This window comes from Natronococcus pandeyae (assembly GCF_008122205.1).
Classification (GTDB): Archaea; Halobacteriota; Halobacteria; order Halobacteriales; family Natrialbaceae; genus Natronococcus; species Natronococcus pandeyae.
This window is the reverse complement of record NZ_PHNJ01000002.1, coordinates 123,556-145,718: the sequence shown is the minus strand read 5'-3', so window position 1 is coordinate 145,718 and position 22,163 is coordinate 123,556. Positions and strand designations below refer to the sequence as shown.

Genomic DNA, 22,163 nt, shown 5'->3' with positions numbered 1-22,163 from the left:
GCGTTCGTTTCTTCTCGCTTCTCACTCCTGTTCGTAGCTAATACGGACGGACGTCACCGACTCCTCCGCGGTCGCCACGTAGAACTCCTCGAGCGCGTCGAAGACGTCTGCCGGTAGCTGCTCGTCTTCCGTCGCGTCGTTCTGGTCGGCGGTCGCGAGTTCGTCGTAGAGATGTCCGCTCGCTTCGTGGAGAGCGCGCTGGACCGTCTCGGTTGCCGGGAGTTCGATTGCCTCGGTCGCCTCCCCGTCCCCTTTTTCGGTCGCAGGTACTGTCATCGCTGGGGACTCTCTGCTAGTTCCCTATAAACCATTGGAAATTACGCCTGCTATTCTTCGGTCTCGAGGCGGTCGTGACGGTCGTCGATCTCGTCCAGGATATCCAGCGTCTTGCGAATCGAGGCACGGATTGCGTCGCTTCGGTTGACGAATTTGCCGTCGTCGCCGACGTGACCGTCCAGATCGTCGAGCAGTTCCTGTGGGATTTCGACGCTGATCTTGGGCATGTAAAGGCGTTTGTATCGATCTCCCTTAAGCCGTCGGCCGATTCGCTCGTTTACTCGGCGGCGGCGTTGGCTTCGGGTTCGGGAGTGCCGCCGCGCCCACCGCCGAAGAACCGGCCGCCGCCGGTGAGGACGTACAGCACGACGAGTCCGAGGACGTAGGTCAGCGCGATCGGAATGGCCACCATCAGCATCGTCAGGATCCCCTTCGGGCTGAAGAACGCAGCGGCCGTAAAGATCCCGACGACGACGGGTCGCCAGCGCGCGAGCATCGTCCGGTAGTTGACGATGCCACCGATGTGGAACAGCGCCATCGTGACGACGATGTTGAACAGGAAGCCGACGCCGATAGTCGTGTAGATCACGAGCCAAGAGAAGCTATTGATCCGGTAGGTAACGATCATCCCGTTCGTGACGGCGTCGGTGATCAGGTACGAGATCACCGCGGGCGCGATCCAGTAAAAGCCCAGGAACAGGCCGAGACCGAATCCGCCGAGCATCGCCCCGCCCCAGACGAGAATCACCCGCGGATCGCCGCGAACGAGTCCGCGCTCTCGTGCGGCAGGCCAGCCCCAGTACAGGATCAGCGGGAGGACGGCGATAATCGCCAGGATCGTGCTCACCTTCACCATGAAGATCAGCACTTCGACCGGGTGGAGCGCGATGACGAGTCCGAGATCGCCGATCAGATCCGTCGTCGACTCGGCGCCGGAGACGTCCGCGTCGTTCCCCTCGGCGACCTCGTTGAGGACCTCGTCGGGAACGCGGTTGACGAACTGGGCGAGAATGACGCCGAACCCACCCTGGTAGAGCGCGACGAAGGTACCGCCGAGGACGGCCATGAACACGCCCACGATGTAGAACATCTTCGAGGTGAGGCTGTTGAAGATAAACGCCAGGTCGTAGGCGTAGCCGCCGATGTCGTCCTCGGTCGTCTCCTCCTCCGTGAAGGCGTCGAGCATCCCGGCGGCCGTACTCGAGACGAAGCTTCCCTCCTCCTCCTCGCCGCCTTCGGCAGCCGCCGCACCGGCGCCCGTCGCACCGGTCGCACCGGCACTCGAGTCTCCCTCCTCGTCGGCCGCCTCCTCTTGTTGCTTTTGCAGTCCGTCGAACCGGTCGAGGATCGCCTGGGCCTTGTCCCGGTTGTCGTCGTACATCGCCTTCCGGGAGTACTCGAGGGCCTCTTCTTCTTCCATCTCGAGGAAGACTGTCGCGGGCACGTCCTCGATGTCCGGGGCCTCGAGCGTCTCGAAGTCGACGTCTTCGGCGGTGTCGGCGGCTCGAATATCGTCTTCACGCGGGTAGACCGGCGACTGCAGGATCTTCAGTGCGTAGCCGATGAGCACGAGAAAGCCGATCGAAACGGCTGCGATCGCACCGACGGCAAGTTCTCCCAGCAGGCCGTGTTCGGCGGCGATCGGCGAGAGACCGATGTTCCCGTCGGCGGGTTGCAGTGCGTCCGGAAGCTGTGGATACACCGATTCGCTGACGATCGTGAACCCGCCCAGGTTGATGAACGCGATCGCTGCGACGCCGGCGACGATCACGAGGCCGATAAACTGGAAGAGGCGGCGTTTCATCAGCGCCGTTCCGGTGTCGAGTTCGGCCGCACCCCGCCGACGGACGTTGGTGACCACTTTCGAGAGTCCGAGACTGAAGACGTAGAGCGCAAACAGCGGAAGCGCCCACATGACCAGCGTGAACGGGTCTGGCGGGGAGAACATCGCGCCGAAGACCGTGATGGCGACCGCCGCGTGGCGCCACTTGTCCCGGAACGTTTCGTAGGGGACGATCTCGGTGTACGAGAGGACGCCCATAAACAGCGGCATCTGTGCTGCGAGACCGAACGAGAGGGTCAGCAGGGCGATGAACTCGGTGAACTCGGTGATCCCCCAGCTCGGATCGACGCCGGCCTCGTATGCGACGACGGCGAGGAAGTCGAACGCGAAGGGGAAGAAGACCGCGTAGGCGTAGAAGACGCCGACCCAGAACAGGACGAACGAGGTGACGGCGAAGCCGGCCATGTAGAGCTTCGAGATGGGAACGACCGACCGGAACCCGCGCTGACGAAGCTTGTCCCGGGAAAAGTACACCAGCGCCGGAATCGCGAGGATGATCCCGACCAGCATTCCGATCTTCGCCTGCAGGAGTATCACCTCGAACGGCGTCCGGGTGATGATGTCGGTCGCCACGGCGACCTCCTGACTCATCTCCGATTCCGCCGTCGCCTCGAGGAAGTCCCAGATCCATATCCGCAGGGCGTAGAAGGAGCCGACGAAGCCGATGACGAAGACAATGAATACCTTCTGAAGGTGCGTCTGCACGCTCGAGAGCAACGCGCCGATCGTTTCCCGGCCAGTGTTGATGGCACGGGCAGTATCTTCGTCGACGGCAGAACTCATTTGCTGGTGGTTGGTAACTTACATTCGGTTATCAACCTTTCGTGTACGTAGCCCCCGTCTCGACGAAACTCCACACCCTTGTCAACGCTACACGGTGTTTGTAAGAAAAGGCCTATAACTGGCGGGCTATCTATATCTCTGTAGATGTCGGACGAGTCGGCGAACGATGGGGACGTCGAGCCCCCCGAGGAGCCGCAGGACGATTTCGGAGAGCAGCCGCCGAACGACGCCGGTTCGGAATCCGATCCCACGACTCCCACAGCCGAAGGTGCCGACGACGCGTCGGCTGCTCGCGACGCAGACAGCGGTGAGGTGGAGTCGCCACCCTCAGATCCCGACGACCCCGACGACGCGGACGGCGACGATCCGTCGAACGACAACCTCGAGAAGGTGGACGACGACTCGCCCGCGGTCGAAACCGACGGCGAAGGCATCGTCGGCGACCAGCCGGACGAGACTGAGCCCACCTATCCGGACCCGGACGAGGACGTCGGCGGAATCTCGACGCCGCCGGACGACGAGGAGATGCCGCTGGCGGATCACATCGAGGAGATGGTCCTTCGGCTCGCGGTCGTCTTGCTCGTCGGCGCGGCCGGGACGGCAATCGGACTGCTGTGGGCCTCACAGGCTATCGAGCACATCTGGCTCAACGTCTTCCCCGAGCAGATCAACGAGCCACCGCGGATCTACCACCCGCTCGAACTGTGGCTGACCCGGATCAAGCTCTCGGCGCTGCTCGGCATCATGGTCGCGCTGCCGATGTTCATCTATCAGTGTTACCTGTTCATGCGACCGGGGCTCTATCCGAACGAGCGCAAGTACTACCTCGCAGCGGTTCCGACGAGCGTCGTGCTCGCCGGACTCGGCATGGTGTTTTCCTACCTGCTCGTGTTGCCGATCCTCTTCCAGTACTTCACCTTCTACTCCGAAGGGAGCGCGGACATCGCCTACGCACTCGGCGAAACGTTCAACCTGATCATCACGCTGACCGGTTTCCTCGCGATCGTCTTCCAGATCCCGCTGTTCATCATGCTCGCGATCATGATGGGCGTCACGACCCGGAAGTGGCTCGCCGACAAGCGGCTCTACTTCTGGGCCGGGTTCGCGGGACTGTCGTTCATGTTCACCGTGGATCCGACGATGATGGCACCCATCCTCGTCGCGATCATGATGATCGTGCTGTTCGAGGGAACGCTGTTGATCCTGAAGTGGACTGGCCGATAACTCCGGCAGTCTAGCGTCCCTCGCGTCGAACACCCACGTTTTCCGCACTGAACGTTCGTCCGCTCGAGCGCCGTCTTTCGCTCTCTTTACGGCCTTATATTCTCCGTATCCGTCCCCAGATTATCGGAACCCAAACAACTCGCCCACTAAACCAGACATGTGTAAACGATTATCGTTTAGTGGTTATGGGTGTTCCAGAGTTCTGTGAGTTGGCGCACGATATTGGTCCACAATCTCGATCTCCTTTGTGAGTGTAAACTACTCGGCCTGTCGTTCGACCGTCGGAGGTGGGTCGGGTGATGGAACTCCCGGCGACGAGACGCGTTCGACGGATGCGGTCGACCGAACCGACCTGGTGTGGGGGTAGCCTCGAGCCACGGGCCGAACGCGACGCCGCGGAACGCCTCGGGGCGGGCGTCTGAGACGAGACCGATGACCGACCAGGTACACGGGACTCCGCGACGAGGCCTCGTCGCCGCGACGCTCGGTTTCTTCGTCGGGTTCGCCGGAGTCGTCCTCTACGGACCCGTCGCAGCCGAGTTTCAGGGACCCATGGGTCTGTCCGGATTGTTGCTCGGCTTGCTCGTCGCCGCGCCACAGCTAACGGGGTCCTTGCTCCGAATTCCCTTCGGCGCCTGGGTCGAGGACGTCGGCGCGAAGCGTCCGTTCCTGATCCTGCTCGGCCTCTCCATCGTCGGCATGGGCGGACTGTCGGTTCTCCTCCTGACGGCCTACCCCGACGGTCTCACGATGCGACACTTCCCGGTCGTCTTCGTCTTTGGGGCCCTGAGTGGCTGTGGCATCGCGACGTTCTCGGTCGGGATCGCCCAGACGTCGTACTGGTACCCGACGGATCAACAGGGGACGGTGCTCGCAGTCTACGCCGGCCTCGGTAACAGTTCGCCGGCTATCTTCACGCTGCTCGTTCCGCTCGCACTCGCCTCGTTCGGTCTGACCGGCGCCTATCTCGGCTGGTTCGCCTTCCTCGTGCTGGGAACGATCGGGTACGCGATCCTCGCCGTCGACGCGCCGTACTTCCAGTTCACGAAGCGGGGGATCGGTCGCTCGCGGGCGAAACGACGGGCGAGCGAGCGCGGCCAGGAGCTGTTCCCGAACGGGAACGCGGCCGCCTCGCTCCGCGACGCGGCGAGCGTCTCCCGAACGTGGGTGCTCGTCGCACTGTTCTTCACGTCGTTCGGTGGCTTCCTTGCGTTGACCGTCTGGCTCCCCTCGTACTGGACCGCCGTCCACGGCGTCGGCATCCAGCGCGCCGGCGTCCTGACCGCCCTGGCGTTTACGCTGCTCGCGGCGGCAATTCGAATTCCGGGTGGCATCGCGAGCGACCGGATCGGCGGGGAGCGGACCGCGATCGCGAGCTTCGTCGCCGTCGCCGTGGCCGCGAGCGTCCTCGTGCTCACGCGCGAGTTCGTGCCCGCGCTCGCCGCTACCGTGTTGCTCGGCGCCGGAATGGGCGTCGCCAACGCGGCCGTCTTCCAGCTCGTTCCGACGTACGTACCGGAAGCCGTCGGCGGCGCGTCGGGTCTCGTCGGTGGACTCGGCGCGTTTGGCGGCTTCGTCGTCCCGCCGGTACTCGGCGTCTTCGTCGATCTTCACGGTACCGCGGGGTACGCGACCGGGTTCGTCGTCTTCCTCGTGCTCGCACTCGCCTCGGTCGGCCTCTCGAGTGCCCTCTACCGAACGCAGCCGGCACCAGAACTGGCGGTGACCGAACCGTCGTCCGCGGACGACTGAGCACCCTCATCGCCTGGAGGGCCGGACGACCGTCGAGGAGACGAGTGAAGTGCTTCTCGAAATAGTACCGCAGCAAATTGTAGCACGATTTCGTTATTCAGCGTTGGTCGTGAAACTCGTGTTCAGTACAGCGAACTTTTTTAACGAGGGCGTCGCGACTGGCTGACAGCCAGTCGCTCGACCCTCGCCAAAAAACGTCCTCAGAAATCAGAAATTTCTGATGGGCCCGCGAGCGCTGAACGCTCGCGGATTCGATGAAAAAAGGCCGCCGTCGCGGGGTTTCACCCCGCTTCGGCGGTGAATCGCTCACTTCGTTCGCGAACGATCGAGTCGGAACAACCGTTCACTAAGCTCACCTACGTAACGATTCGACCGACTCAGATTCGGCACCAAAATTGAATAACGAAACCGCATTGCCAACTACTGATAGTGGCAACTGAACCGATTTACACACCGTTCGCACGACAGGTGCGCGGTTCGGCGTGAGCGACGCACGCGAGAACCGCGGACAGTGCGATCGGGTGTGCATCGACTTACAGTGGGTACTATCGTCGGAGCCCCGCGGCTCACCGGTGGTCTCGCGTTCGCTGGTAGGTGTACTCGAGCGCCTCCTCGAGCCTGCCGTCGTAACTGGCCGAGAACAACCGCATGAACCGGTCGGCGATCCGTTCACAGCGGTCGAACGTCAGTACCGTCCTGACCTGGATCGTCTCGGAACAGTCGAGCCCCGGATAGCTCGTCGCCGTGAGCGCGTAGCCGGGGTGGTCCGAGCCGTCGAGCGACGCTGGCGCGACCTTCACTCGCAGGTCGTCCGATTCGTGCCGATACGTTCGATACTGCAGTTCGCGGTCGCTGTGGGCCTGCGTATAGCTCCGCGCTGTTTCGATCTCCCACTCCGACGGCACGTCGTCCATCGATCACCGATACTGCCGGAACGGCTACGTTCGTGTCGAACTGTGCAATATTTCCGGACTCTGGTCGATAAATCCGCCTAATGAGCGATTCTGTGAGTTAAGATGGTTATATTCTGTTCGGATACGTTTCCGTGGCCGATATGTCTGGACGGTCGGTGGATTTGTGCCTGGGTCGCGGGGTCGGCCGATCAGGAGTCGGCCTCCTCGACGACTATCGTGAGGTAATCCTCCAGCAGGCGGGGAAGCAGAAACCGCTCGCGAACCGTCTCTCGACCACCTCGGCCGAGCTGCGGGCGTAGCTCGTCGTCAGTGAGCAACTGGACGGTGCGATCGGCGGCCGCGCCGACGTCGTTCGGCTCGACGAGATACCCGTTGGTTCCGTCGTCGATCTGTAGCGGAATCCCGCCGACGTTCGAGCCGACGACGGGTGTCTCCTTCCACAGCGCCTCCGAGACGGTCAGGGCGAACCCCTCCCGGAACGACTTCTGGAGGACGACGTCGGCGCTTCGCTGAAGGACGTTGATTCCGGCGTCGGGCAGATCGGTCAGGAGGTGGACGTCGGCGTCGTTCTCGGTTTCGGCCGCCACTTCGCGGTAGACCTCCATTCCTTCGGGATCGTCGTCGGGCATCCCCCCGGCGAGGACGAGTTGGACGTCGGGGATCGACGCCGCGACGTCCCGGTACGCCTCGACCACGCCCAGCGGGTCCTTCCACGGATCGAACCGCGACACCTGGACGATCAGCGGCCGGTCCGTCTCGAACGGGTAGTCGTCGGAATCGGGCGCGTTGTCTGGCAACTCCTCGAGCGGGCAGTTCTTTTCGGTCAGGGGATCGATGGCGGGGTGAACGACGGTCTGTGCGACGTCGGATAACCGTTCGCCGTACGACGACCGGCTGACGATCGTGTGATCGATCGGATCGAGAAACGAGCGGACGAACTCGAGATACGGGGTCGCCGCCGCCGTCAGATCGATGTGACAGCGCCAGACGAGCGTCGTCTCCGGAAACCGCTCGGCGAGCAGCGGAGCCATGCCCAGCGACTGGGGATCGTGGAGCACGATCGTATCGTACTCCTCCTCGAGGTCGGCCGCGTTCTCGCGCGTAACACGCCGGTAGGTCTCGCGCATCTCGTCGAGAAACGGGGCGCGGTCGCCCTGCAGGGCGTTGTGAATCGTCTTGGTGACGGTGTAAAACTCGTTGGGAGCGTCCATAACGTACCAGTCGACGTCGACGCCGACGTCGACCGAAAGCGGGACCAGCGCGTGGAGGATCTCGGCGACGCCACCGCCGCTCGCGGTCGAGTTCACGTGACCGATCCGCTCGCCCGCCAGCTCGTCCGCGGCTTCTCGGATCGTCTGCCGCCGTCGATCGTCGATGTACGGATCGTAGGCCGACAGGTTTCGGTCCGCTGTCTCTACGAGATGCATTGTCCGTAACCCAGTACGTCCGCTATCCGGGTTACTGTTTTTCACCAGTTAGTGACAGTCTCTATACTGAACCGGTCCGCCGGCGCGAGAAAGCCGCGGTCGAACCGTCGATCCGACGATTAATCGGATTCGGACTCCGTGGCGAAGACATCCTCGACGACGGCCTCGTCCTCACCGGGACTGACGCTGCCGGTCCGGTAGCCGTGGAGATCCAGCGTGACGTGCTCGAAGCCGATCTCCGAGAGCGCTTCCCGGACGGTCTCGACGAACTCGAGTTCGAGCGCGCGCTCGAGTTCGTCGGGTGAGACCTCGATACGGGCGAGGCCGTCGTGGTCCCGGACGCGGAACTGCTCGAACCCCCACTGGCGGAGCAGCGCCTCGGCCTGCTCGACCCGGGTGAGCCGATCTTCGGTGACCTCGAGCCCTGTCGGGATGCGCGAGGAGAGACAGGCCATCGAGGGCTTGTCGGCGACCGAGAGGCCGTAGTGCTCGGCGATCCGTCGGACCTCTTCCTTCGAGATGTCGTGAGCCAGCAGCGGCGAGTGGATCTCGAGTTCGTCGACGGCCTGCAGCCCCGGCCGGTGGCCGGCGCCCGGGTCGTCGGCGTTGGTCCCGTCGCAGACCGTTCCGACCTCCAGGTCGCGAGCGGTCTCGATCATCTCGCCAAGTCGCATCGTCCGACAGTGATAGCAGCGATCGTCATCGTTCTCGACGAACGCGTCGCTCTCGAGTTCGGAGAACTCGACGATCTCGTGGCGGATGCCGATCTCCTCGGCGACCCGTCTGGCGTCCTCGAGTTCGGCCTCGGGGAGGGTCTCGCTCTTCGCGGTGCAGGCCACTGCGTCCTCGCCTAAGGCGTCGTGGGCGAGCGCGGCCACCACGCTCGAGTCGACCCCGCCGGAGAACGCGATCAGCACGCCGTCGTGAGATGCGAGGTCGGCGCGTGCGGCCTCGAGTTTCGCCTCGACCCGTGTCATGACCCCCCGTTCGTCCCGGACGGGCAAAAGCGCGTTGTCGTCGACCGATCGCCGTTCGTCGCCGCGAAGGTTCCGTTCTCTCTCTCTCGAGGCTGGAGTCGGCAGCGGTAGCGTTCGGCGTATACGGTACGGCAACCGAATTGATCGAAATGGTGTTTGTGTTAAAATACGCAGCGTCGTCTCCGAACACGGCCGTCAGCAGCGCGCCGGAAAGTTAAGTCGATATGGGCCGTATGCTTCAGTCCGTGGCCACTATGCTCACCCGACTCCGACGGCTCCGACCGAGCGCCGATACCGAGGGACACACCGAGGAGAGTGACAACTACTCGCGCGGTGCGCACGCGGTCTCGGCAGCCATCCGCGGAATTCAGGCGGGCTTCGTCGCGACGCTCATCATGACCGCGTTTCGGCTGCCGATCCTGCGTTCCCTGCCGCCGTCGGCCAACTTCTGGGCGAAGTACGTCACCGGTGGCGATCCCGAGGATCATCCGCTCGTCGGGCTGATCCTCCACTTCGCGTACGGAATCCAGGGCGGGATGATTTTCGGCGCGCTGTTCGCCCTGTTCGACGCCGACCGCTCGATCGAACCCGAACAGCGCGGCCTCGTCTGGGGATCTGTCTTCGGGATGGCGCTGTCCGCGTTCGGCTCGCAGGTCATGCTGAAGGAACTGCTGGATATCCGCCTCGACGCCGACGAACTCGCGCTGTTCCACGCTGCCCACCTCGTATACGGACTCTCGCTCGGCGCGTGGGTCGGCTCCCGGACCGAGGGCGTCCAGGATCCGGAAGAGGAGTACGAGTACGACGACGGCAACTGAGCACCCGCCACCCGCGTTTTTCCGCTGCTCTCGACCGTTCTACCAACGTGGGTGTCTACGACGAACTTTCGAGATTCTCTCCCTCTGTACGAAGGGCGTTACCAAACGGAAGGAAGTGAATTCACCGCGATCACAACATCCATCCCCACGGAATACCGATAACCGGCATGGAAATCGGGCTCGTCGCCGGCGTCGTCCTGATCGGGTTCGTCCACGGCGTGTTGCCGGATCACGGCTGGCCGATCGCCGCGACGTACGCGCTGAACCGGCAGCGTCGCTGGCTCTCCGGATTCGTCGCCGCGACGATACTCGGCGTCGGTCACCTGATCAGCAGCGTCGTGCTCGTCCTGGCGTACTTCTGGTTCAGCACGTTCGCCGAGTTCGCCGAGGGGCCGTGGCTCCGATACGTCGCCGGAACGCTGCTGATCCTGCTCGGCATCCACGAGTACCGACACGGCGGCCACGGAATGCACGATCACGACGACCACGACCACGCTGATGGTCACGATCACGACCACGATGGCTCACACGGCTACGATCGGCACGCCGAAGACGGCCATCACGATCAGCACGAGCACGACCATTATCACACCAACGGCGGCGAGCGTGTCGACGAGACCGACGCTCACGACCACGACGACGCGGAACCTGGCCTCCTCGAGCGGATCCGCGCTGTGCTTCCCGGCGGAGGCGGTCATCAACATCTCAGCGAAGAGCACGCCGAGCGCGGACTGGTCGCGCTCGGGACGACCGCCCTGCTGCTCGGATTCGCCCACGAAGAACCGATCCAGATCCTGGCGATCTGCGTCGGGACGGACTCCTGCCTCGAGTTGATGGTGATCTATTCGCTAGCCGTCATCGTCGCGATCATCGCCCCGACGCTGCTGTTGATCGCGGGCTACGAACACTACCGCGAGCGAATCGAACGGTACACGCCGTACCTGCCGACGATCACCGCGGTCGTGCTCGTCGGGATGGGACTGGCGTTCATTACGGGCATCCTCTAACCCGTTAGCCGTCGGTCGTCGCCGCCAGTCGCTCGACGTCGGCCTCGAGACGACTCGCGTACTCGAGGCGCAGGTCTCTGGCGTCGCTTTTCGTCACGTACTGGCGGCCGTCGATCTGCGTCGAGATCGGGTGATAGTCGCCGATCGAGAACCCCATCCGGTCGAGGTAGTTCGCGACCGGAGCCGACTCGAGTCCGTCGTGCATGGCCGCCTCGGCGAGATCGCAGGTGGTGTCGAACTCAGGGAGCGTGATCCCCTCGCTCGTGACGTGGCCGGCCCCGCTTTCGCTGTCGTCACCGTCGTCGATCTGTACGTTGGTATTGGGCACCGTCTCTATCACCGCGCGCATTTCGTCGGTCAGCCGAAGGAGCTGGCTCGGCAGTGCCGCGTCGGGCGAGCGCCACTCGACGGTCGGCATCTCGTCGCGCAGTCGAACCGGCGTCCAGACGACGTCGTCCGACGAGAAGTTGGCGTCGACCGCCGCCTCGTCGACTCCCTCCTCGAGTGCTGCCGTCTTGAACTCCTCGAAGCGGTGCTCGAGGCGGCGGTGCCACTCGCCGACGTTCTCGACGTAGCGCCAGAGCTGGCCGTGTTTCGGGTAGTTCGCGTACCCTTTCTTCCGATAGCAGTACGCTCGGGCGCCGTTGGCGATGCGTTCGCCCTGGAAGTACGGCGAGGAGTTGACGAGCGCGAGTGCGGGATCCAGCGCGATGAGCGTGTTGAGTTGATCCGTGACGTTTCGCTTCTCGAAGTGAACGTGCGTTCCGGCGCAGTACTTCGCGTAGTCGAAGTTTGCGCCGACGACCTCCTTCTGGATCCGGCCGCGTTCGCCGGGGCGCCGATCGATCTCGTCACAGTTGATCGGCGTCCCCAGTGGGACGAGGCGCTTGTCCACTCGTTCAGCCTCGGTGAGGACCTCGTCCAGTTGTTCGACGAAGGTCTGCCGGAGCGCCGGCATCGACTCGCACGGCGGCGTCTTCAGTTCGAACAGCGGACCGACGAACTCCCGCTCGGTGTGTTCGGAGACGTCCGCGAGCGATCCCGGAGACGCGAGTTCGCCGTCGCTATCGACCACCCAGTACTCGACTTCGAGACTCGTATTCATTGTTCGGTTGAGATCCTCGATAGTCGCCGGCCCGATTCGCCGGTAGTCGACGGCCCGATTCTGATAGTCGGCGACCCGATTCAAGCCTCCAGAACGCACGCCAGCGTAGACTGCCGTTGGTATAACGAGGGGGCGTTTCGCGGAACCTATCGTGCCTGCAACAGCCGGCTGTATTTTATGCGTTATCATCGGACTGGCGGGTTTCCGGGCGACAGGAGCCGCCGGTCGCCGGGATCGCCCCGGCTCGCTTCAGCCGCGCTCGGCGAGGGCTGGTGGTCGCTTTTTGCCGGGGTACGGTGAAGCCCACTCGAGGCGCCGGCAGCCACCGAGAAATGACAATGAGACGAACACTCGAGAATCCAGTGACAGGCGAGCGGCTCGCGTTTCGCGAGGAAACCGATGCGGTGCTCCGGTTCGATTACACTCTCGAGCCGGGCGGGTTCGCGGTCGGGAAGGTCGACCACGTCCACCCGAACCAGGAGGAGCGGTTCGCGGTCCAGTCGGGACGGCTCGGCGTCCGGATCGACGGCGACGAGTGGACGGCGACGCCGGGGACGCGGTTTTCCATCCTCTCCGACACGCCGCACACCGTCTGGAACGACGGGTCCAACGAGATGCACGCGGTCGTCGAACTGCGGCCCGGCCTCGAGCTCAAATCGTTCTTCGAGACGATACACGGCCTCGCTCGCGACGGCGAGACCAACGAGTGGGGCTTGCCGGGGCCGCTCCAGCTAGCGGTGCTCGCGGACGCGTACCGCGAGGAGTTCGCTCTCGCCGGCGTCCCGATCCCGGTACAGCGAGTGCTAGCCTCGGCGACCGCGCCGGTGGGTCGGCTCGCGGGACATCGGGCGCGATACGAGCGCGACGGCGAGAGCGCGTGACCGGGCGGGCTGGCGGGACCGTCGCACGCCAAGAGGTTTGATAGTGGTCGTGGAAGCGCGGCCTATGGCCACGACGCTCGAGTTCGCGGAGTTCGTCCAGGAAACCGGCTCCGACGACCTCTCCGCGGACGTTCGCGACGCCCTCAAGCGCCGCCTGCTCGACTCGGTCGGGATCGCGCTCGCCGCCGAAGTTGCCGATCCACCGCAGGCGGTATACGAGACGGTGACGGACCTCGAGGGAGACGGCCCCTGTACGCTCTGGCGACGCGGCGAGCGCGCGTCGCCCGTTCAGGCGGCGATGCACAACACGGCGCTCGTCCGGTATCTCGACTACATGGACTCGTACCTCGCGCCCGGCGAGACGCCCCACCCGAGCGACAATATCGGCGCGGTCGTCGCAGCGGGAGAGTACGCCGACGCCTCGGGCGAGGAACTGCTCGCGGGCCTCGCCGTCGCCTACGAGATCCAGGGCGAACTGGCGTGGAACGCGCCGGTTCGGGACCGCGGATTCGACCACGTCACGCACACCGTCATCTCGGCGGCCGCGGGCGCGTCGAAACTCCTCGGACTCGACCTCGAGGCGACCCGAAACGCGATCGCCATCGCCGCCACGGGCCACAACGCCCTGCGGGTCACCAGGACGGGCGGGATCACCGAGTGGAAGGGACTCGCCTCCGCCAACGCGGTGCGAAACGCGGTCTACGCGGCGATGCTGGCAAAAAACGGCGTGACGGGACCGCGGAACGTCTTCGAGGGGCAGAAGGGATGGCAGGACGTCGTCGCCGGCCCGTTCGAGGTCGACCTGACGCCCGGCGAGCGCGTCCACGACGTCATGACGAAACGGTACGTCGCCGAGACGTACGCCCAGTCGGCGGTCGAGGGGATCATCGAACTCGCCGAGCAGCAGGACCTCGATCCCGACGACGTCACGGCGATCAAACTCGAGACGTTCGCCGGCGCGAAACTCATCATCGGCGGCGGCGAGGGGAACCGCTACGAGGTCGCCAGCCGCGCCCAGGCGGACCACTCGCTGCCGTACATGCTCGCCGCGGCGCTGCTCGACCGCGACCTCTCGCTCGCGCAGTACGAACCCGAGCGGATCCGTCGGAACGACGTCCAGGACCTGCTGCGAATCGTCGACGTCACCGAGGATCCCGACCTCACCGAGCGCTTCGAGAACGGCGAGATGCCCGCCGTCATCGACGTCACGATGGACGACGGCACCACCTACCGCGTCGAGAAGGACGCCTTCCGGGGCCACCCGACGAATCCGATCAGGTGGGAGGGGCTCGAAGCCAAGTTCGAAACGGTCACCGAGGACCGCGTCGACGCCGAGCGCCGCGACGAGATTCGGGAGGTGATCCGCTCGCTCGAGGACCGCGACGTGGCGGATCTGACGGCGCTGCTCGCCTGATCGCGTTTGAATCCGCGTAACGAGCCGCTGTTGGGTGGGGAAGCGAATTGAACGGCCGGCGTCGAGGCTGCAGTGTCAGCCAACCGCCGTCGGGTGGGGCTGAAAGGGGCCAGGGGCGTTCGCAGTGATACTTACGACATCAGGTTCTGCTCGCACGAACACACGGAATCACCACGCCCTCCCCAGCCGATTCGCTCGCTCCTCACGTCGCTCGCTCATCCCTCGCACGGCATCGCCGACCGCCCTCGCTTGCGCTCAGTCGGCCGACAGCGTGCGCCACCGCAGGAGAGTTCGCTGAACCGAAGCGATACGCGGTTCCCCTGTCTGGAACGCATCTACCGAATCTCTTTCACTATTGAGCGCGTCAGCGGAGCCGTGTGACAGCGTTTTGGTCCTGCTCGTGGTCGAACTTCCATGCCCGACACAGACCGCGCGTTCGACTTCCTGCACGTCAACGACCGCGAGGCGAAGCCGCGAGAGAACGGCATCACCGAAATTCGGGGCCCCTACTACGACCCGATGGGGCCGCGAGAACTCCGGGACATCCTCGAGACGATGGGCAACTACGTCGACAGTTACAAGTTCTCCGGCGGCTCGTTCGCGCTGATGCCCGAAGACGTCGTCGAGCAACTGATCGGGATCTGCCACGAGCACGACGTGCTGGTCTCGACTGGTGGGTTCATCGAGCACGTGCTGATCCGGGACTACGACCAGGTCGAGCGCTACGTCGAGGAGGCCGCCGATATCGGGTTCGACATCGTCGAGGTCTCGAGCGGCTTCCTCGCCATCGACGTCGACGACATGGTTGCACTGACGGAACTGGTCCAGGACCACGGGCTGAAGGCGAAGCCCGAGATCAACGTCCAGTTCGGCGCCGGCGGCGCCTCGCGCGTCGAGGAACTCGAGGCCGAGTCGGCGGTCGACCCGACGAGCGCGATCGAGGAAGGGCGGCGCCACCTCGAGGCCGGCGCGTACAAGGTGATGGTCGAGTCCGAAGGCATCACCGAGCAGGTGCGCGACTGGCGAACCGACGTCGCCTTCGAGATCGCGACCGAACTCGGGATCGAGAACTGCGTCTTCGAAGCCGCCGATCCCGAGGTGTTCGAGTGGTACATCAAGCAGTTCGGGCCGCGAGTGAACCTGTTCGTCGACAACTCCCAGATCGTCGAACTCGAGTGCATGCGCTCGGGGCTGTGGGGGAAGAAGTCGACGTGGGGACGGATCGCGAGCTACGATTCCGATTGATTCGAGATCGCCGCCCCCTTCCGGCGAGTGTCGGGAGGATCGTTACCCGTCTCGTCACCGTTGAACGCGACACCGATGAAGCGACCCCACTCCGGACAGCTCCTCGCCCGCCTCGAGCGGCCGACGGCGACCGAGCCGACCCGGCTCGCCGTCGTCTCCGACGTTCACCTCGCGACGGACGCGACGGGTACCTGGAAGGTCTTCCACCGGACCGAACGACATCTCCGGGCGGCCGTCGACGCGGTAAACGAACGTGATCTGGACGGCGTCGTCGTCGCCGGCGATCTGACGCGCAACGGCGATCCGTCGGAGTTCGACCTGTTCGACGACCTCACCGACTTCGATCCGCCGACGGTCGCGGTGCCGGGCAACCACGACTTCCCGACGACGTTCGACGAGCACGAGTCGCTGCCGATCCCGTCGTTCGAGGACCGGTATACCCCCGGCGGGCTACCGTTTCGCGTCGGGTTCAGCGACCTCGAGGTGTTCGGCCTCGACAGCCACGCCGCGAGCCCGGGATCGCCCGCGGAGACGTGGGACGGTCGCGTCGACGCCGAGCAGTTGATGTGGCTCGACGAGGCGTTAGCCGAGTCCGACGCCGACAGATCGATCGTCGTCGTCCACCACAACCTGCCGGCGACGGGGGACCTCTACGAGCGATACCGCGCGGAGTTGCCCGTCGCCGGGGAGGTTCCCGGCTTCTCCAACCCCGAGCCGCTGGTCGAACTGCTCGTGCGCCACGACGTGGCGCTCGTCGTCACCGGTCACCTTCACTTTCCCGCGATCGAACGTGCCGACGGTGTCACGGAACTGACCGTCCCGGCGGTCTCCTCGTTCCCCCACGCGATACTGGTGCTCGAGGTCGACGAGCGGGGGACGGTCGTCCGTCTCGTCCCCCTCACCGACGGCGACGGGATGGTCGAGTCGATCGCTCACGGCTACGAGAAAGACCGCGTCCTGCTGTCGGCGGCCCAGCAGGCGACGTTTCCGCTCGTCGACGACTTCGCGTAACGGTCTGTCAGGCCAGGCCGAGCAGGAGCCAGACCGCCAGCGGAACGCCGACCGCCGCCGCCGCGGCGCCGCGGGACAGGTCGGCGTCCTGCTCGAGCCCACCCGTAAGCAGGTGCCACTGCCAGGCCACGGTGACCACGGTGGCGATCGTCAGGACCGGACCGATCGGTGTGAGCGCCGCCTCGATGACCTCCGGGCCGCGTCCGGGATCGCTGATGGTAACGTCCGAGAGCGCGTAGCGGAACGCGAGCAGGCTGGCAGCCAGTCGGACGAATTCGGGTATCGTCGCCCAGCCTGCCAGTGCGAACGTCCCGGCGAACGAGGGTGTCCCGTTCGCGAGTCGTGCGGCGCCGAACAGGACGAGCCCACCGAGAAGCCACACGACGAACGGAACGACTGCGGCGTAGCCGAGGTAGTCGGTCGTCGCCTCGTACACGAGCGAGCCGGCGTCGCGTTCGATGGTTTCGGGTTCGTCACAGCCCTCCCACTCGGGTGAGTCGGAGCCGTGCTGTTCACAGACCCACTCCGGCGGCCGGTCGGGGTTGTCGATCGTCAGCGTCGCGTCCATCGTTCCGGCGAGCATCGATCCGAGCAACAGAAGCGAGAGGACGAGCGCGACCGCGAGCGCGATCACCAGTCCGACGGCGACCGGCAGCGTCGCTGCCGGTCTGTGTTCCGCGAAGAACGCGGCTGGATTCCGGAGGAATAACCAGACGGACCGCGAGACGGAACGCGACATATCTCCGGTCTATTACGTTCGGATAACTAACTCCTTCGGTGATTCGCCCGAGCAGCTCTCGAGTCGCGTTCGGTTCGCCGGCGAACGGGGTCGAAAATCCCGTCGGACCGTTGAAAACGCAGGGGCGACGCCCATCGTTCGAGCCGACGTTCACTCGAGTATGACCGACTACGAGATGCACGAACCCGAATTTTCGGGGACGACGACCGAGGAGTGGGACGATCCGCAACTCGAGGACTTCGAGACGGACGACCTGAGCGAGGTCGACGACCACTTCGTCCTCTCGTCGTCGGGGTTCCCGCCGGAGAACTTCACCGACTTGAAACTCCCCGTCGTCGAACCCAGCGGCGAGTTGAACAAGAACGCCCTGCAGACCGCGAAAAGCGGCGGTCACGGGATTGGTGCGGTCGAGGATCTCGACGACGACCTGCGAGAAGAAGTCGAGGACCTCATCGACGAACTGGCGAACGAACACTTCGAGGAGGCCGACTTTGGCGACTAACGTCGCGTCCAGTTAGAATCGCGCCGCTTCGCTCGACGCCGCGGTAGATCGACTACGTCGCTTTCGCGGCCGACGAACCGCCCTTCCGGAGCAGTTTGACGATGCCCTGTGCCGCCATGCCGATGATGGCCCACTTCCAGGCCAGTACCGCGACGCCGAGCATCAGGGCCCCGCGAGCGTGGTTCCCCTGTTCGAACGCTCGCTTGGCGTCCGCAAGCACCGAGAAGACGGTCAGCGACCGCGTTGCCGTCGATCCGAGGAGTTTCTTGAGTACCATATCTGTTCTTGCGGAGTCGACGGGATAACGACCGCCCCGGAGGGCGCAAGCCCTCGAACGGACCTGTGCTCAGTGACTAATTTCTGCGTTTCCAACCGTTCGTACCCGGTATGGACAACCGTTCGGACGGTCACAATCGTGCTCGACTCGCTACCGGTTCCCGGAAGTTACTTTCCTGGGTCCTTCACGGCGGTCAGCCCTTCCGTCATCAGCCGACGGAGCAGTACCACGACGCCGTTCTGGAGGCCTTTGGCGAAGATTGCCTGCTCCGTTCCCTCCTTGTCGGGGTAGTACGACCCGATCAGGAGCGTCTCGCGGTCGACGAGCAGGATGCGACTGATCGCGACTTCCTCGTCGGTTCCGACGCCGGTGAGCCAATCGAGTCCGGTTTCGAACACGCGGATATCGGGAAACTCCGTCCCGATTCGCTCCGTGATCGCCTCCGTCTGTCCGCCGAGAAGAATCGAGAGTTCGCGCTCCGCCGCGTCGTGTACGTTGTCGAACAGCGACTCGGAGAGAATGCCCTCGTCGACGACGAGGAGTGCGACCTCGGAGTCCGCGTCGTCGATCAGGTCGAGCGTTCGCGACTCGATCACGTCGTGGCCGGTCAGCGACCAGACCTCCTGGATATCGCCGTCGTCTTCGCTCTCCTGGACCTCCGTGTTCTCGAGGTACGTCTCGAGCGTGTCGATCCGGTCGTTGTACCGCTGTCGGAGGATCCGTGTCGCCTCGTCGATACCGACGGCGCGATAGAGTTGCGGACTCGAGTGCTGGACTTCGACCAGCCCCTGGGACTCGAGGACGCGTATCGCGTCGTACACCCTCGTCCGCGGTACCTCGGAGATCTCGTGTATTTCCTTTGCGGTCCCGTTGGGGAGTTTGTTCAGCGCTATAAAGCAGCGTGCTTCGTACTCCTGCAGTCCGAGGTCTTGTAACAGGCTAACCGCCTCTGTTGCTGTTTCGTCCTGTGTCATGGCCCAACCACGAATTCGGATATCCGAACACGCAGTCTACGGCGCGAGGGTGCAAAAGAATTCATGTTCGGATGTGTTCGTTATAGCGGTATTTTCCATAGTATGTCTGGGAGGACCCGAGTTTTCACCCGAATCATCACACAAGCTACTTGTGGATACGGCATGAAGGGGCTGTTGGCGAGTCCCGTTATGGCCCAACCACGGCGGGACTCGCTGATTGCTTTCAGATACTCGTACCGCGAACTCATCCCGACTGGAGAGACGGATCTTTCGAAACTTCGAGGGCGCCGTGGCGACGACCGGCTCGGATCCTGTCATCGGGTTCGAACGAGAATCGTCCACACAGCGGCGAGCTATCGCGCGTTCGGCGGAAGTTGTGCCTGCTCGAGCCAGAACCGTTCGACGGCCTCGGCGGTCGAGATAAACTCCTCCGGATCCGTCGGTTTCATCAGGTAGGCGTTGGCGCGAGCGTTGTAACACCGTTCGATATCTTCGGTGGACTCGGAACTCGTGAGCATGAGTACCGGCAGCCGTCGGAGCTGGAGGTCAGTTCTGATCGTTCCGAGAACCTCGCATCCGTCCCGACCGGGAAGATTCAGATCCAGGAGAACGAGGTCAGGGGGTGGGACCGCTGCGAACTCGTCGGACTGCGTCAGAAATGCTATCGCGTCTTTTCCGGTGTTGGCGACGTATAGCTCCGTCTCGTTGTTCGTCTCCGCCATCTCGAACGCCTCCCGTATCAGTCGGACGTCGCCGGGATTGTCCTCGACGACGAGGATATCGATCGATTCGTCGGTCTGCTGCTGGTGAGTGGTCGTGGTCATCGTCTTTGATCGCTCGTCGCTGATCGCTGTGGTCCGGTCCGCTCGATCGCTGTCGAACTACTCTCGATACTCCTCGAGCAGTTCCAGAACCGGTCTGATCTCCTCGAACTTCGTCCCCTCCTCGAGGACGTTCTCCTCGGGCGTCCATCGAACGAATCCGTGGTCCGCACGTTTCGGAAGGTGCGTGTGGTACTGCGCGACGCGAACCCCTATTTCGCTGCCGCCGGCATCCGGTGGCGAACCGGGAGTTGTCGGCGACGGATCATCCGCGAGAGAAAAGAGGATTTGTTGTCGGCGTTCGTCTGCCAGCATTCCAAATAATTTACCAGTTATCGGTGGCACTGTGCCCACAACGGCTTTGAACGGTGTGACTCCCCTACATTTTCACACGGATGTGTGTTTTGATTAACCGAGTGAATAACGGCGCCGATCGCCTGACGGGGTGGCTACCGCGAGCGAACCGGCCACCTTCCCCCCCGCGAAACTGCGCTGATCGACACTCGTTCTCGCAGTGGGTCGGTTGTAACCGGCTACCGGTGCAATCGCACGACGGTTCGCGGTTGCCCTGGAACTGACTTCCAACCGGCCGTATCAGGCTGGACGACCCATCGTATACAGGAACATCGGCGTCTGACCGCTGGCCCGCGGTGCGAAGAAGTCCGTGACGACGTCGTCGTAGAACGTCAGCCCGGTCCCACCCAGATCCAGATGCGCGTAGGTGCCGAGATAGCAGCGGCCCGCCGTCAGCGCTGCCTCGAGCTGGGCCACCCGATAGCCTCGATCACCGAGCGCGTCGACGACCGCCTCGAGGTCGCTCGTGAGGAACAGACAGACTGCGGCGTCGGCTCCCAGTCGCTGGTCCAGCGCGAGGTGACCCGCCTCCTGGCGGAACTCGCCGGCCTGGAGCAGTTCGAGTTCGCCCTCGGCCGGGTGATAGTGGTAGCTGCCGGACTCGAGTCCGTCGACGCTGTTGACGAGCAGGTAGGCGTCGACGAACGAGAGCGGCGGGTCGTCGTCCCGCCGCACGTCCATCGGAACGCCGCGAACCGCCCTGTCGAGCACGGTCGACAGCTTCCGGAAACTGATCGGCTCGCGCTCGTACTCGCGACAGGAGCCCCGCCGCTGGATTGTCTCGTGGAGCGGGCGACTCGAGGCCGTCTCGGAATCGACCGGCTCGAGCGGGACTCGCTCGCCGTCTCCGGGGTCGCGCGCGCTGATCGACCCCGCCGGCCGGTCGGACCGCCACGACGCCGCGGCGGCGCCGTCCTCGAGCGTGCCGGCGTCCCAGGCCTCGTGGATCAGCGGGAACTCCCTCTCGTTCGGCGAGAGCGGCGCGGTCGCCGGGTCGATCGGCTCGAGGTCGGCGGGATCGGCTGAGCCCACGTCGCTGCCGCCGCCGATCGGAACGAGTTCGAGCGGCGCCTCCCGCTCGGGATCGAGCCCCAGCAGGTCGACGACGGGTCGGTCCGCGAAGCCGGTGACGACCTCGGCCCGGTAGTCCAGCGCATGGGCGACTGCCAGCAGGTTCGCGAGCGTCGTCCCGGAGTCCCAGAACGCGTGGCGAAAGGTCCGCTCCTCGTACTTCCAGGCGTTGCGCCACCAGGTCGAGGTCGCGACGAACGAAAGCGGCGCCTCGCGGACGGAATCGTAGTCGCTGGCGGCTGCGAGCACGTCCCGGTGGTCCCCCTCGCGCAGCACGTCGAGCGACAGCGTCCGCGGATCGAAGTGGTAGACGCCAGCCTCGAGGCCGAGATCGTTCCCCTCGCCGTCCGAACCGTTCTCGTCGGCACCCCCGAGATCCCCGCAGACCACGTAGAGATCCACGTGGTACAGCGCGCCGGTCGTCGCAGCGGCCCGGAACAGCAGGCTGCGGCCCCGTCGACCGATCTCTTTCGTGATGCCGGCCGCGTAGTACGAGAGGTTCGTGACCGCCTCGAGGTCCGGCGTCTGTGCCCCCTCGCCGCTCGGCGTAGATTCGGCGATCGCCGAAAGCGCCGGCTGCTGTGGCGGTCGGACCCGTTCGGCGAGGTCCCTCGCCGGCAGCTCCTCGTACTCCTTGTACGGCGTCGGCTTGTTGTCGAAGTCGAGACCGTGAGCGCCCTCGCGAACGCTTCTCGGGGAGTGTTTCGTCCGTTCGTGGTACGTGCGCGCCCCGGTTGTCATGCGCAGT

23 protein-coding genes are annotated in these 22,163 nt (G+C 64.4%); 10 read left to right on the top strand and 13 right to left on the bottom strand.

Annotated elements, in window-relative coordinates:
- Window positions 1–21 precede the first annotated feature (21 nt).
- The 3 genes from CV102_RS04315 to CV102_RS04305 are packed head-to-tail and all read right to left on the bottom strand — an operon-like array spanning window position 22 to window position 2,902.
- Window positions 22–276, bottom strand: a complete 255-nt coding sequence (locus CV102_RS04315) for a hypothetical protein (protein WP_148856670.1) — start codon at window positions 274–276, stop codon at window positions 22–24.
- Window positions 277–326: 50 nt separating this feature from the next.
- Window positions 327–503, bottom strand: coding sequence for a ribbon-helix-helix domain-containing protein (locus tag CV102_RS04310; RefSeq protein WP_148856669.1), 177 nt, complete (start codon window positions 501–503; stop codon window positions 327–329).
- A gap of 50 nt (window positions 504–553) precedes the next feature.
- Window positions 554–2,902: a twin-arginine translocase subunit TatC gene (locus tag CV102_RS04305; protein ID WP_148856668.1), complete on the bottom strand. Its 2,349-nt coding sequence runs from the start codon at window positions 2,900–2,902 to the stop codon at window positions 554–556.
- Between the two features lie 144 nt (window positions 2,903–3,046).
- Between CV102_RS04305 and tatC the strand changes: the two genes are divergently transcribed.
- The 3 genes from tatC to CV102_RS04295 all read left to right on the top strand — a co-directional run bounded on the left by tatC (window position 3,047) and on the right by CV102_RS04295 (window position 5,878).
- Entirely contained in the window at window positions 3,047–4,126 is a 1,080-nt protein-coding gene (gene tatC / locus CV102_RS04300; protein WP_148856667.1) for a twin-arginine translocase subunit TatC, read from the top strand.
- Between the two features lie 299 nt (window positions 4,127–4,425).
- Window positions 4,426–4,548: a hypothetical protein gene (locus tag CV102_RS26970; protein WP_267903113.1), complete on the top strand. Its 123-nt coding sequence runs from the start codon at window positions 4,426–4,428 to the stop codon at window positions 4,546–4,548.
- A 10-nt stretch (window positions 4,549–4,558) separates the two neighbouring features.
- Window positions 4,559–5,878: an MFS transporter gene (locus tag CV102_RS04295; protein ID WP_148856666.1), complete on the top strand. Its 1,320-nt coding sequence runs from the start codon at window positions 4,559–4,561 to the stop codon at window positions 5,876–5,878.
- Between the two features lie 566 nt (window positions 5,879–6,444).
- On the opposite strand, the gene CV102_RS04290 is transcribed toward CV102_RS04295, so the two are convergent.
- The 3 genes from CV102_RS04290 to larE form a co-directional block, all read right to left on the bottom strand.
- On the bottom strand, window positions 6,445–6,792 hold the full coding sequence (locus CV102_RS04290; RefSeq protein ID WP_148856665.1) for a hypothetical protein: 348 nt from the start codon (window positions 6,790–6,792) through the stop codon (window positions 6,445–6,447).
- Window positions 6,793–6,980: 188 nt separating this feature from the next.
- Window positions 6,981–8,219 carry a glycosyltransferase gene (locus tag CV102_RS04285; protein WP_148856664.1) on the bottom strand — a complete coding sequence of 413 codons (1,239 nt, stop codon included), beginning with the start codon at window positions 8,217–8,219 and terminating at the stop codon, window positions 6,981–6,983.
- Window positions 8,220–8,338: 119 nt separating this feature from the next.
- On the bottom strand, window positions 8,339–9,196 hold the full coding sequence (gene larE, locus CV102_RS04280; protein WP_148856663.1) for an ATP-dependent sacrificial sulfur transferase LarE: 858 nt from the start codon (window positions 9,194–9,196) through the stop codon (window positions 8,339–8,341).
- A gap of 254 nt (window positions 9,197–9,450) precedes the next feature.
- Between larE and CV102_RS04275 the strand changes: the two genes are divergently transcribed.
- Together CV102_RS04275 and CV102_RS04270 are read left to right on the top strand one after the other, a co-directional pair.
- Window positions 9,451–10,014, top strand: a complete 564-nt coding sequence (locus CV102_RS04275) for a DUF6789 family protein (protein ID WP_394349475.1) — start codon at window positions 9,451–9,453, stop codon at window positions 10,012–10,014.
- Window positions 10,015–10,181: 167 nt separating this feature from the next.
- Window positions 10,182–11,021: an ABC transporter permease gene (locus tag CV102_RS04270; RefSeq protein ID WP_148856661.1), complete on the top strand. Its 840-nt coding sequence runs from the start codon at window positions 10,182–10,184 to the stop codon at window positions 11,019–11,021.
- Between the two features lie 4 nt (window positions 11,022–11,025).
- Here the strand turns inward: CV102_RS04270 and CV102_RS04265 are convergent, their stop codons facing one another.
- Window positions 11,026–12,126 carry a glutamate-cysteine ligase family protein gene (locus CV102_RS04265; RefSeq protein ID WP_148856660.1) on the bottom strand — a complete coding sequence of 367 codons (1,101 nt, stop codon included), beginning with the start codon at window positions 12,124–12,126 and terminating at the stop codon, window positions 11,026–11,028.
- Between the two features lie 338 nt (window positions 12,127–12,464).
- On the opposite strand from CV102_RS04265, the gene CV102_RS04260 reads away from it, so the two are divergent.
- The 4 genes from CV102_RS04260 (at window position 12,465) to CV102_RS04245 (ending at window position 16,677) form a co-directional block, all read left to right on the top strand.
- A complete protein-coding gene (locus tag CV102_RS04260) occupies window positions 12,465–13,007 on the top strand; it encodes a cupin domain-containing protein (protein WP_233710629.1) in 543 nt (180 codons plus the stop codon).
- A gap of 64 nt (window positions 13,008–13,071) precedes the next feature.
- The gene (locus CV102_RS04255) at window positions 13,072–14,421 is read left to right on the top strand and encodes an MmgE/PrpD family protein (protein ID WP_148856658.1); all 1,350 of its coding nucleotides are present in this window, start codon (window positions 13,072–13,074) and stop codon (window positions 14,419–14,421) included.
- A gap of 414 nt (window positions 14,422–14,835) precedes the next feature.
- The gene (locus CV102_RS04250; protein WP_148856657.1) at window positions 14,836–15,666 is read left to right on the top strand and encodes a phosphosulfolactate synthase; all 831 of its coding nucleotides are present in this window, start codon (window positions 14,836–14,838) and stop codon (window positions 15,664–15,666) included.
- Window positions 15,667–15,741: 75 nt separating this feature from the next.
- Window positions 15,742–16,677 (top strand): metallophosphoesterase family protein, encoded by a 936-nt coding sequence (locus tag CV102_RS04245; RefSeq protein WP_148856656.1) that lies wholly within the window; start codon window positions 15,742–15,744, stop codon window positions 16,675–16,677.
- Between the two features lie 7 nt (window positions 16,678–16,684).
- On the opposite strand, the gene CV102_RS04240 is transcribed toward CV102_RS04245, so the two are convergent.
- On the bottom strand, window positions 16,685–17,416 hold the full coding sequence (locus CV102_RS04240) for a YIP1 family protein (protein WP_148856655.1): 732 nt from the start codon (window positions 17,414–17,416) through the stop codon (window positions 16,685–16,687).
- 160 nt (window positions 17,417–17,576) lie between these two features.
- On the opposite strand from CV102_RS04240, the gene CV102_RS04235 reads away from it, so the two are divergent.
- Window positions 17,577–17,918: a hypothetical protein gene (locus tag CV102_RS04235; RefSeq protein WP_148856654.1), complete on the top strand. Its 342-nt coding sequence runs from the start codon at window positions 17,577–17,579 to the stop codon at window positions 17,916–17,918.
- Between the two features lie 52 nt (window positions 17,919–17,970).
- On the opposite strand, the gene CV102_RS04230 is transcribed toward CV102_RS04235, so the two are convergent.
- The 5 genes from CV102_RS04230 to CV102_RS04210 form a co-directional block, all read right to left on the bottom strand.
- On the bottom strand, window positions 17,971–18,195 hold the full coding sequence (locus tag CV102_RS04230) for a hypothetical protein (protein ID WP_148856653.1): 225 nt from the start codon (window positions 18,193–18,195) through the stop codon (window positions 17,971–17,973).
- A 167-nt stretch (window positions 18,196–18,362) separates the two neighbouring features.
- Entirely contained in the window at window positions 18,363–19,169 is an 807-nt protein-coding gene (locus CV102_RS04225; protein ID WP_148856652.1) for a TrmB family transcriptional regulator, read from the bottom strand.
- 353 nt (window positions 19,170–19,522) lie between these two features.
- Entirely contained in the window at window positions 19,523–19,993 is a 471-nt protein-coding gene (locus CV102_RS04220) for a response regulator (protein ID WP_148856651.1), read from the bottom strand.
- A gap of 57 nt (window positions 19,994–20,050) precedes the next feature.
- A complete protein-coding gene (locus CV102_RS04215) occupies window positions 20,051–20,305 on the bottom strand; it encodes a hypothetical protein (RefSeq protein WP_148856650.1) in 255 nt (84 codons plus the stop codon).
- A 279-nt stretch (window positions 20,306–20,584) separates the two neighbouring features.
- Window positions 20,585–22,156 (bottom strand): SagB/ThcOx family dehydrogenase, encoded by a 1,572-nt coding sequence (locus tag CV102_RS04210; protein WP_148856649.1) that lies wholly within the window; start codon window positions 22,154–22,156, stop codon window positions 20,585–20,587.
- Window positions 22,157–22,163: the final 7 nt, after the last annotated feature.

What these genes read in the sequence shown, in the direction of transcription:
- CV102_RS04260 (WP_233710629.1), top strand. Translation starts at nt 12,465, where the DNA reads ATGAGACGAACACTCGAGAATCCAGTGACAGGCGAGCGGCTCGCGTTT.
- CV102_RS04230 (WP_148856653.1), bottom strand. Translation starts at nt 18,195, where the DNA reads ATGGTACTCAAGAAACTCCTCGGATCGACGGCAACGCGGTCGCTGACC.
- CV102_RS04265 (WP_148856660.1), bottom strand. Translation starts at nt 12,126, where the DNA reads ATGAATACGAGTCTCGAAGTCGAGTACTGGGTGGTCGATAGCGACGGC.
- CV102_RS04255 (WP_148856658.1), top strand. Translation starts at nt 13,072, where the DNA reads ATGGCCACGACGCTCGAGTTCGCGGAGTTCGTCCAGGAAACCGGCTCC.
- CV102_RS04305 (WP_148856668.1), bottom strand. Translation starts at nt 2,902, where the DNA reads ATGAGTTCTGCCGTCGACGAAGATACTGCCCGTGCCATCAACACTGGC.
- CV102_RS04315 (WP_148856670.1), bottom strand. Translation starts at nt 276, where the DNA reads ATGACAGTACCTGCGACCGAAAAAGGGGACGGGGAGGCGACCGAGGCA.
- CV102_RS04240 (WP_148856655.1), bottom strand. Translation starts at nt 17,416, where the DNA reads ATGTCGCGTTCCGTCTCGCGGTCCGTCTGGTTATTCCTCCGGAATCCA.
- CV102_RS26970 (WP_267903113.1), top strand. Translation starts at nt 4,426, where the DNA reads ATGGAACTCCCGGCGACGAGACGCGTTCGACGGATGCGGTCGACCGAA.
- CV102_RS04215 (WP_148856650.1), bottom strand. Translation starts at nt 20,305, where the DNA reads ATGCTGGCAGACGAACGCCGACAACAAATCCTCTTTTCTCTCGCGGAT.
- CV102_RS04210 (WP_148856649.1), bottom strand. Translation starts at nt 22,156, where the DNA reads ATGACAACCGGGGCGCGCACGTACCACGAACGGACGAAACACTCCCCG.
- CV102_RS04290 (WP_148856665.1), bottom strand. Translation starts at nt 6,792, where the DNA reads ATGGACGACGTGCCGTCGGAGTGGGAGATCGAAACAGCGCGGAGCTAT.
- CV102_RS04235 (WP_148856654.1), top strand. Translation starts at nt 17,577, where the DNA reads ATGACCGACTACGAGATGCACGAACCCGAATTTTCGGGGACGACGACC.
- CV102_RS04285 (WP_148856664.1), bottom strand. Translation starts at nt 8,219, where the DNA reads ATGCATCTCGTAGAGACAGCGGACCGAAACCTGTCGGCCTACGATCCG.
- tatC (WP_148856667.1), top strand. Translation starts at nt 3,047, where the DNA reads ATGTCGGACGAGTCGGCGAACGATGGGGACGTCGAGCCCCCCGAGGAG.
- CV102_RS04225 (WP_148856652.1), bottom strand. Translation starts at nt 19,169, where the DNA reads ATGACACAGGACGAAACAGCAACAGAGGCGGTTAGCCTGTTACAAGAC.
- CV102_RS04275 (WP_394349475.1), top strand. Translation starts at nt 9,451, where the DNA reads ATGCTCACCCGACTCCGACGGCTCCGACCGAGCGCCGATACCGAGGGA.
- CV102_RS04250 (WP_148856657.1), top strand. Translation starts at nt 14,836, where the DNA reads ATGCCCGACACAGACCGCGCGTTCGACTTCCTGCACGTCAACGACCGC.
- CV102_RS04295 (WP_148856666.1), top strand. Translation starts at nt 4,559, where the DNA reads ATGACCGACCAGGTACACGGGACTCCGCGACGAGGCCTCGTCGCCGCG.
- CV102_RS04220 (WP_148856651.1), bottom strand. Translation starts at nt 19,993, where the DNA reads ATGACCACGACCACTCACCAGCAGCAGACCGACGAATCGATCGATATC.
- CV102_RS04245 (WP_148856656.1), top strand. Translation starts at nt 15,742, where the DNA reads ATGAAGCGACCCCACTCCGGACAGCTCCTCGCCCGCCTCGAGCGGCCG.
- larE (WP_148856663.1), bottom strand. Translation starts at nt 9,196, where the DNA reads ATGACACGGGTCGAGGCGAAACTCGAGGCCGCACGCGCCGACCTCGCA.
- CV102_RS04270 (WP_148856661.1), top strand. Translation starts at nt 10,182, where the DNA reads ATGGAAATCGGGCTCGTCGCCGGCGTCGTCCTGATCGGGTTCGTCCAC.
- CV102_RS04310 (WP_148856669.1), bottom strand. Translation starts at nt 503, where the DNA reads ATGCCCAAGATCAGCGTCGAAATCCCACAGGAACTGCTCGACGATCTG.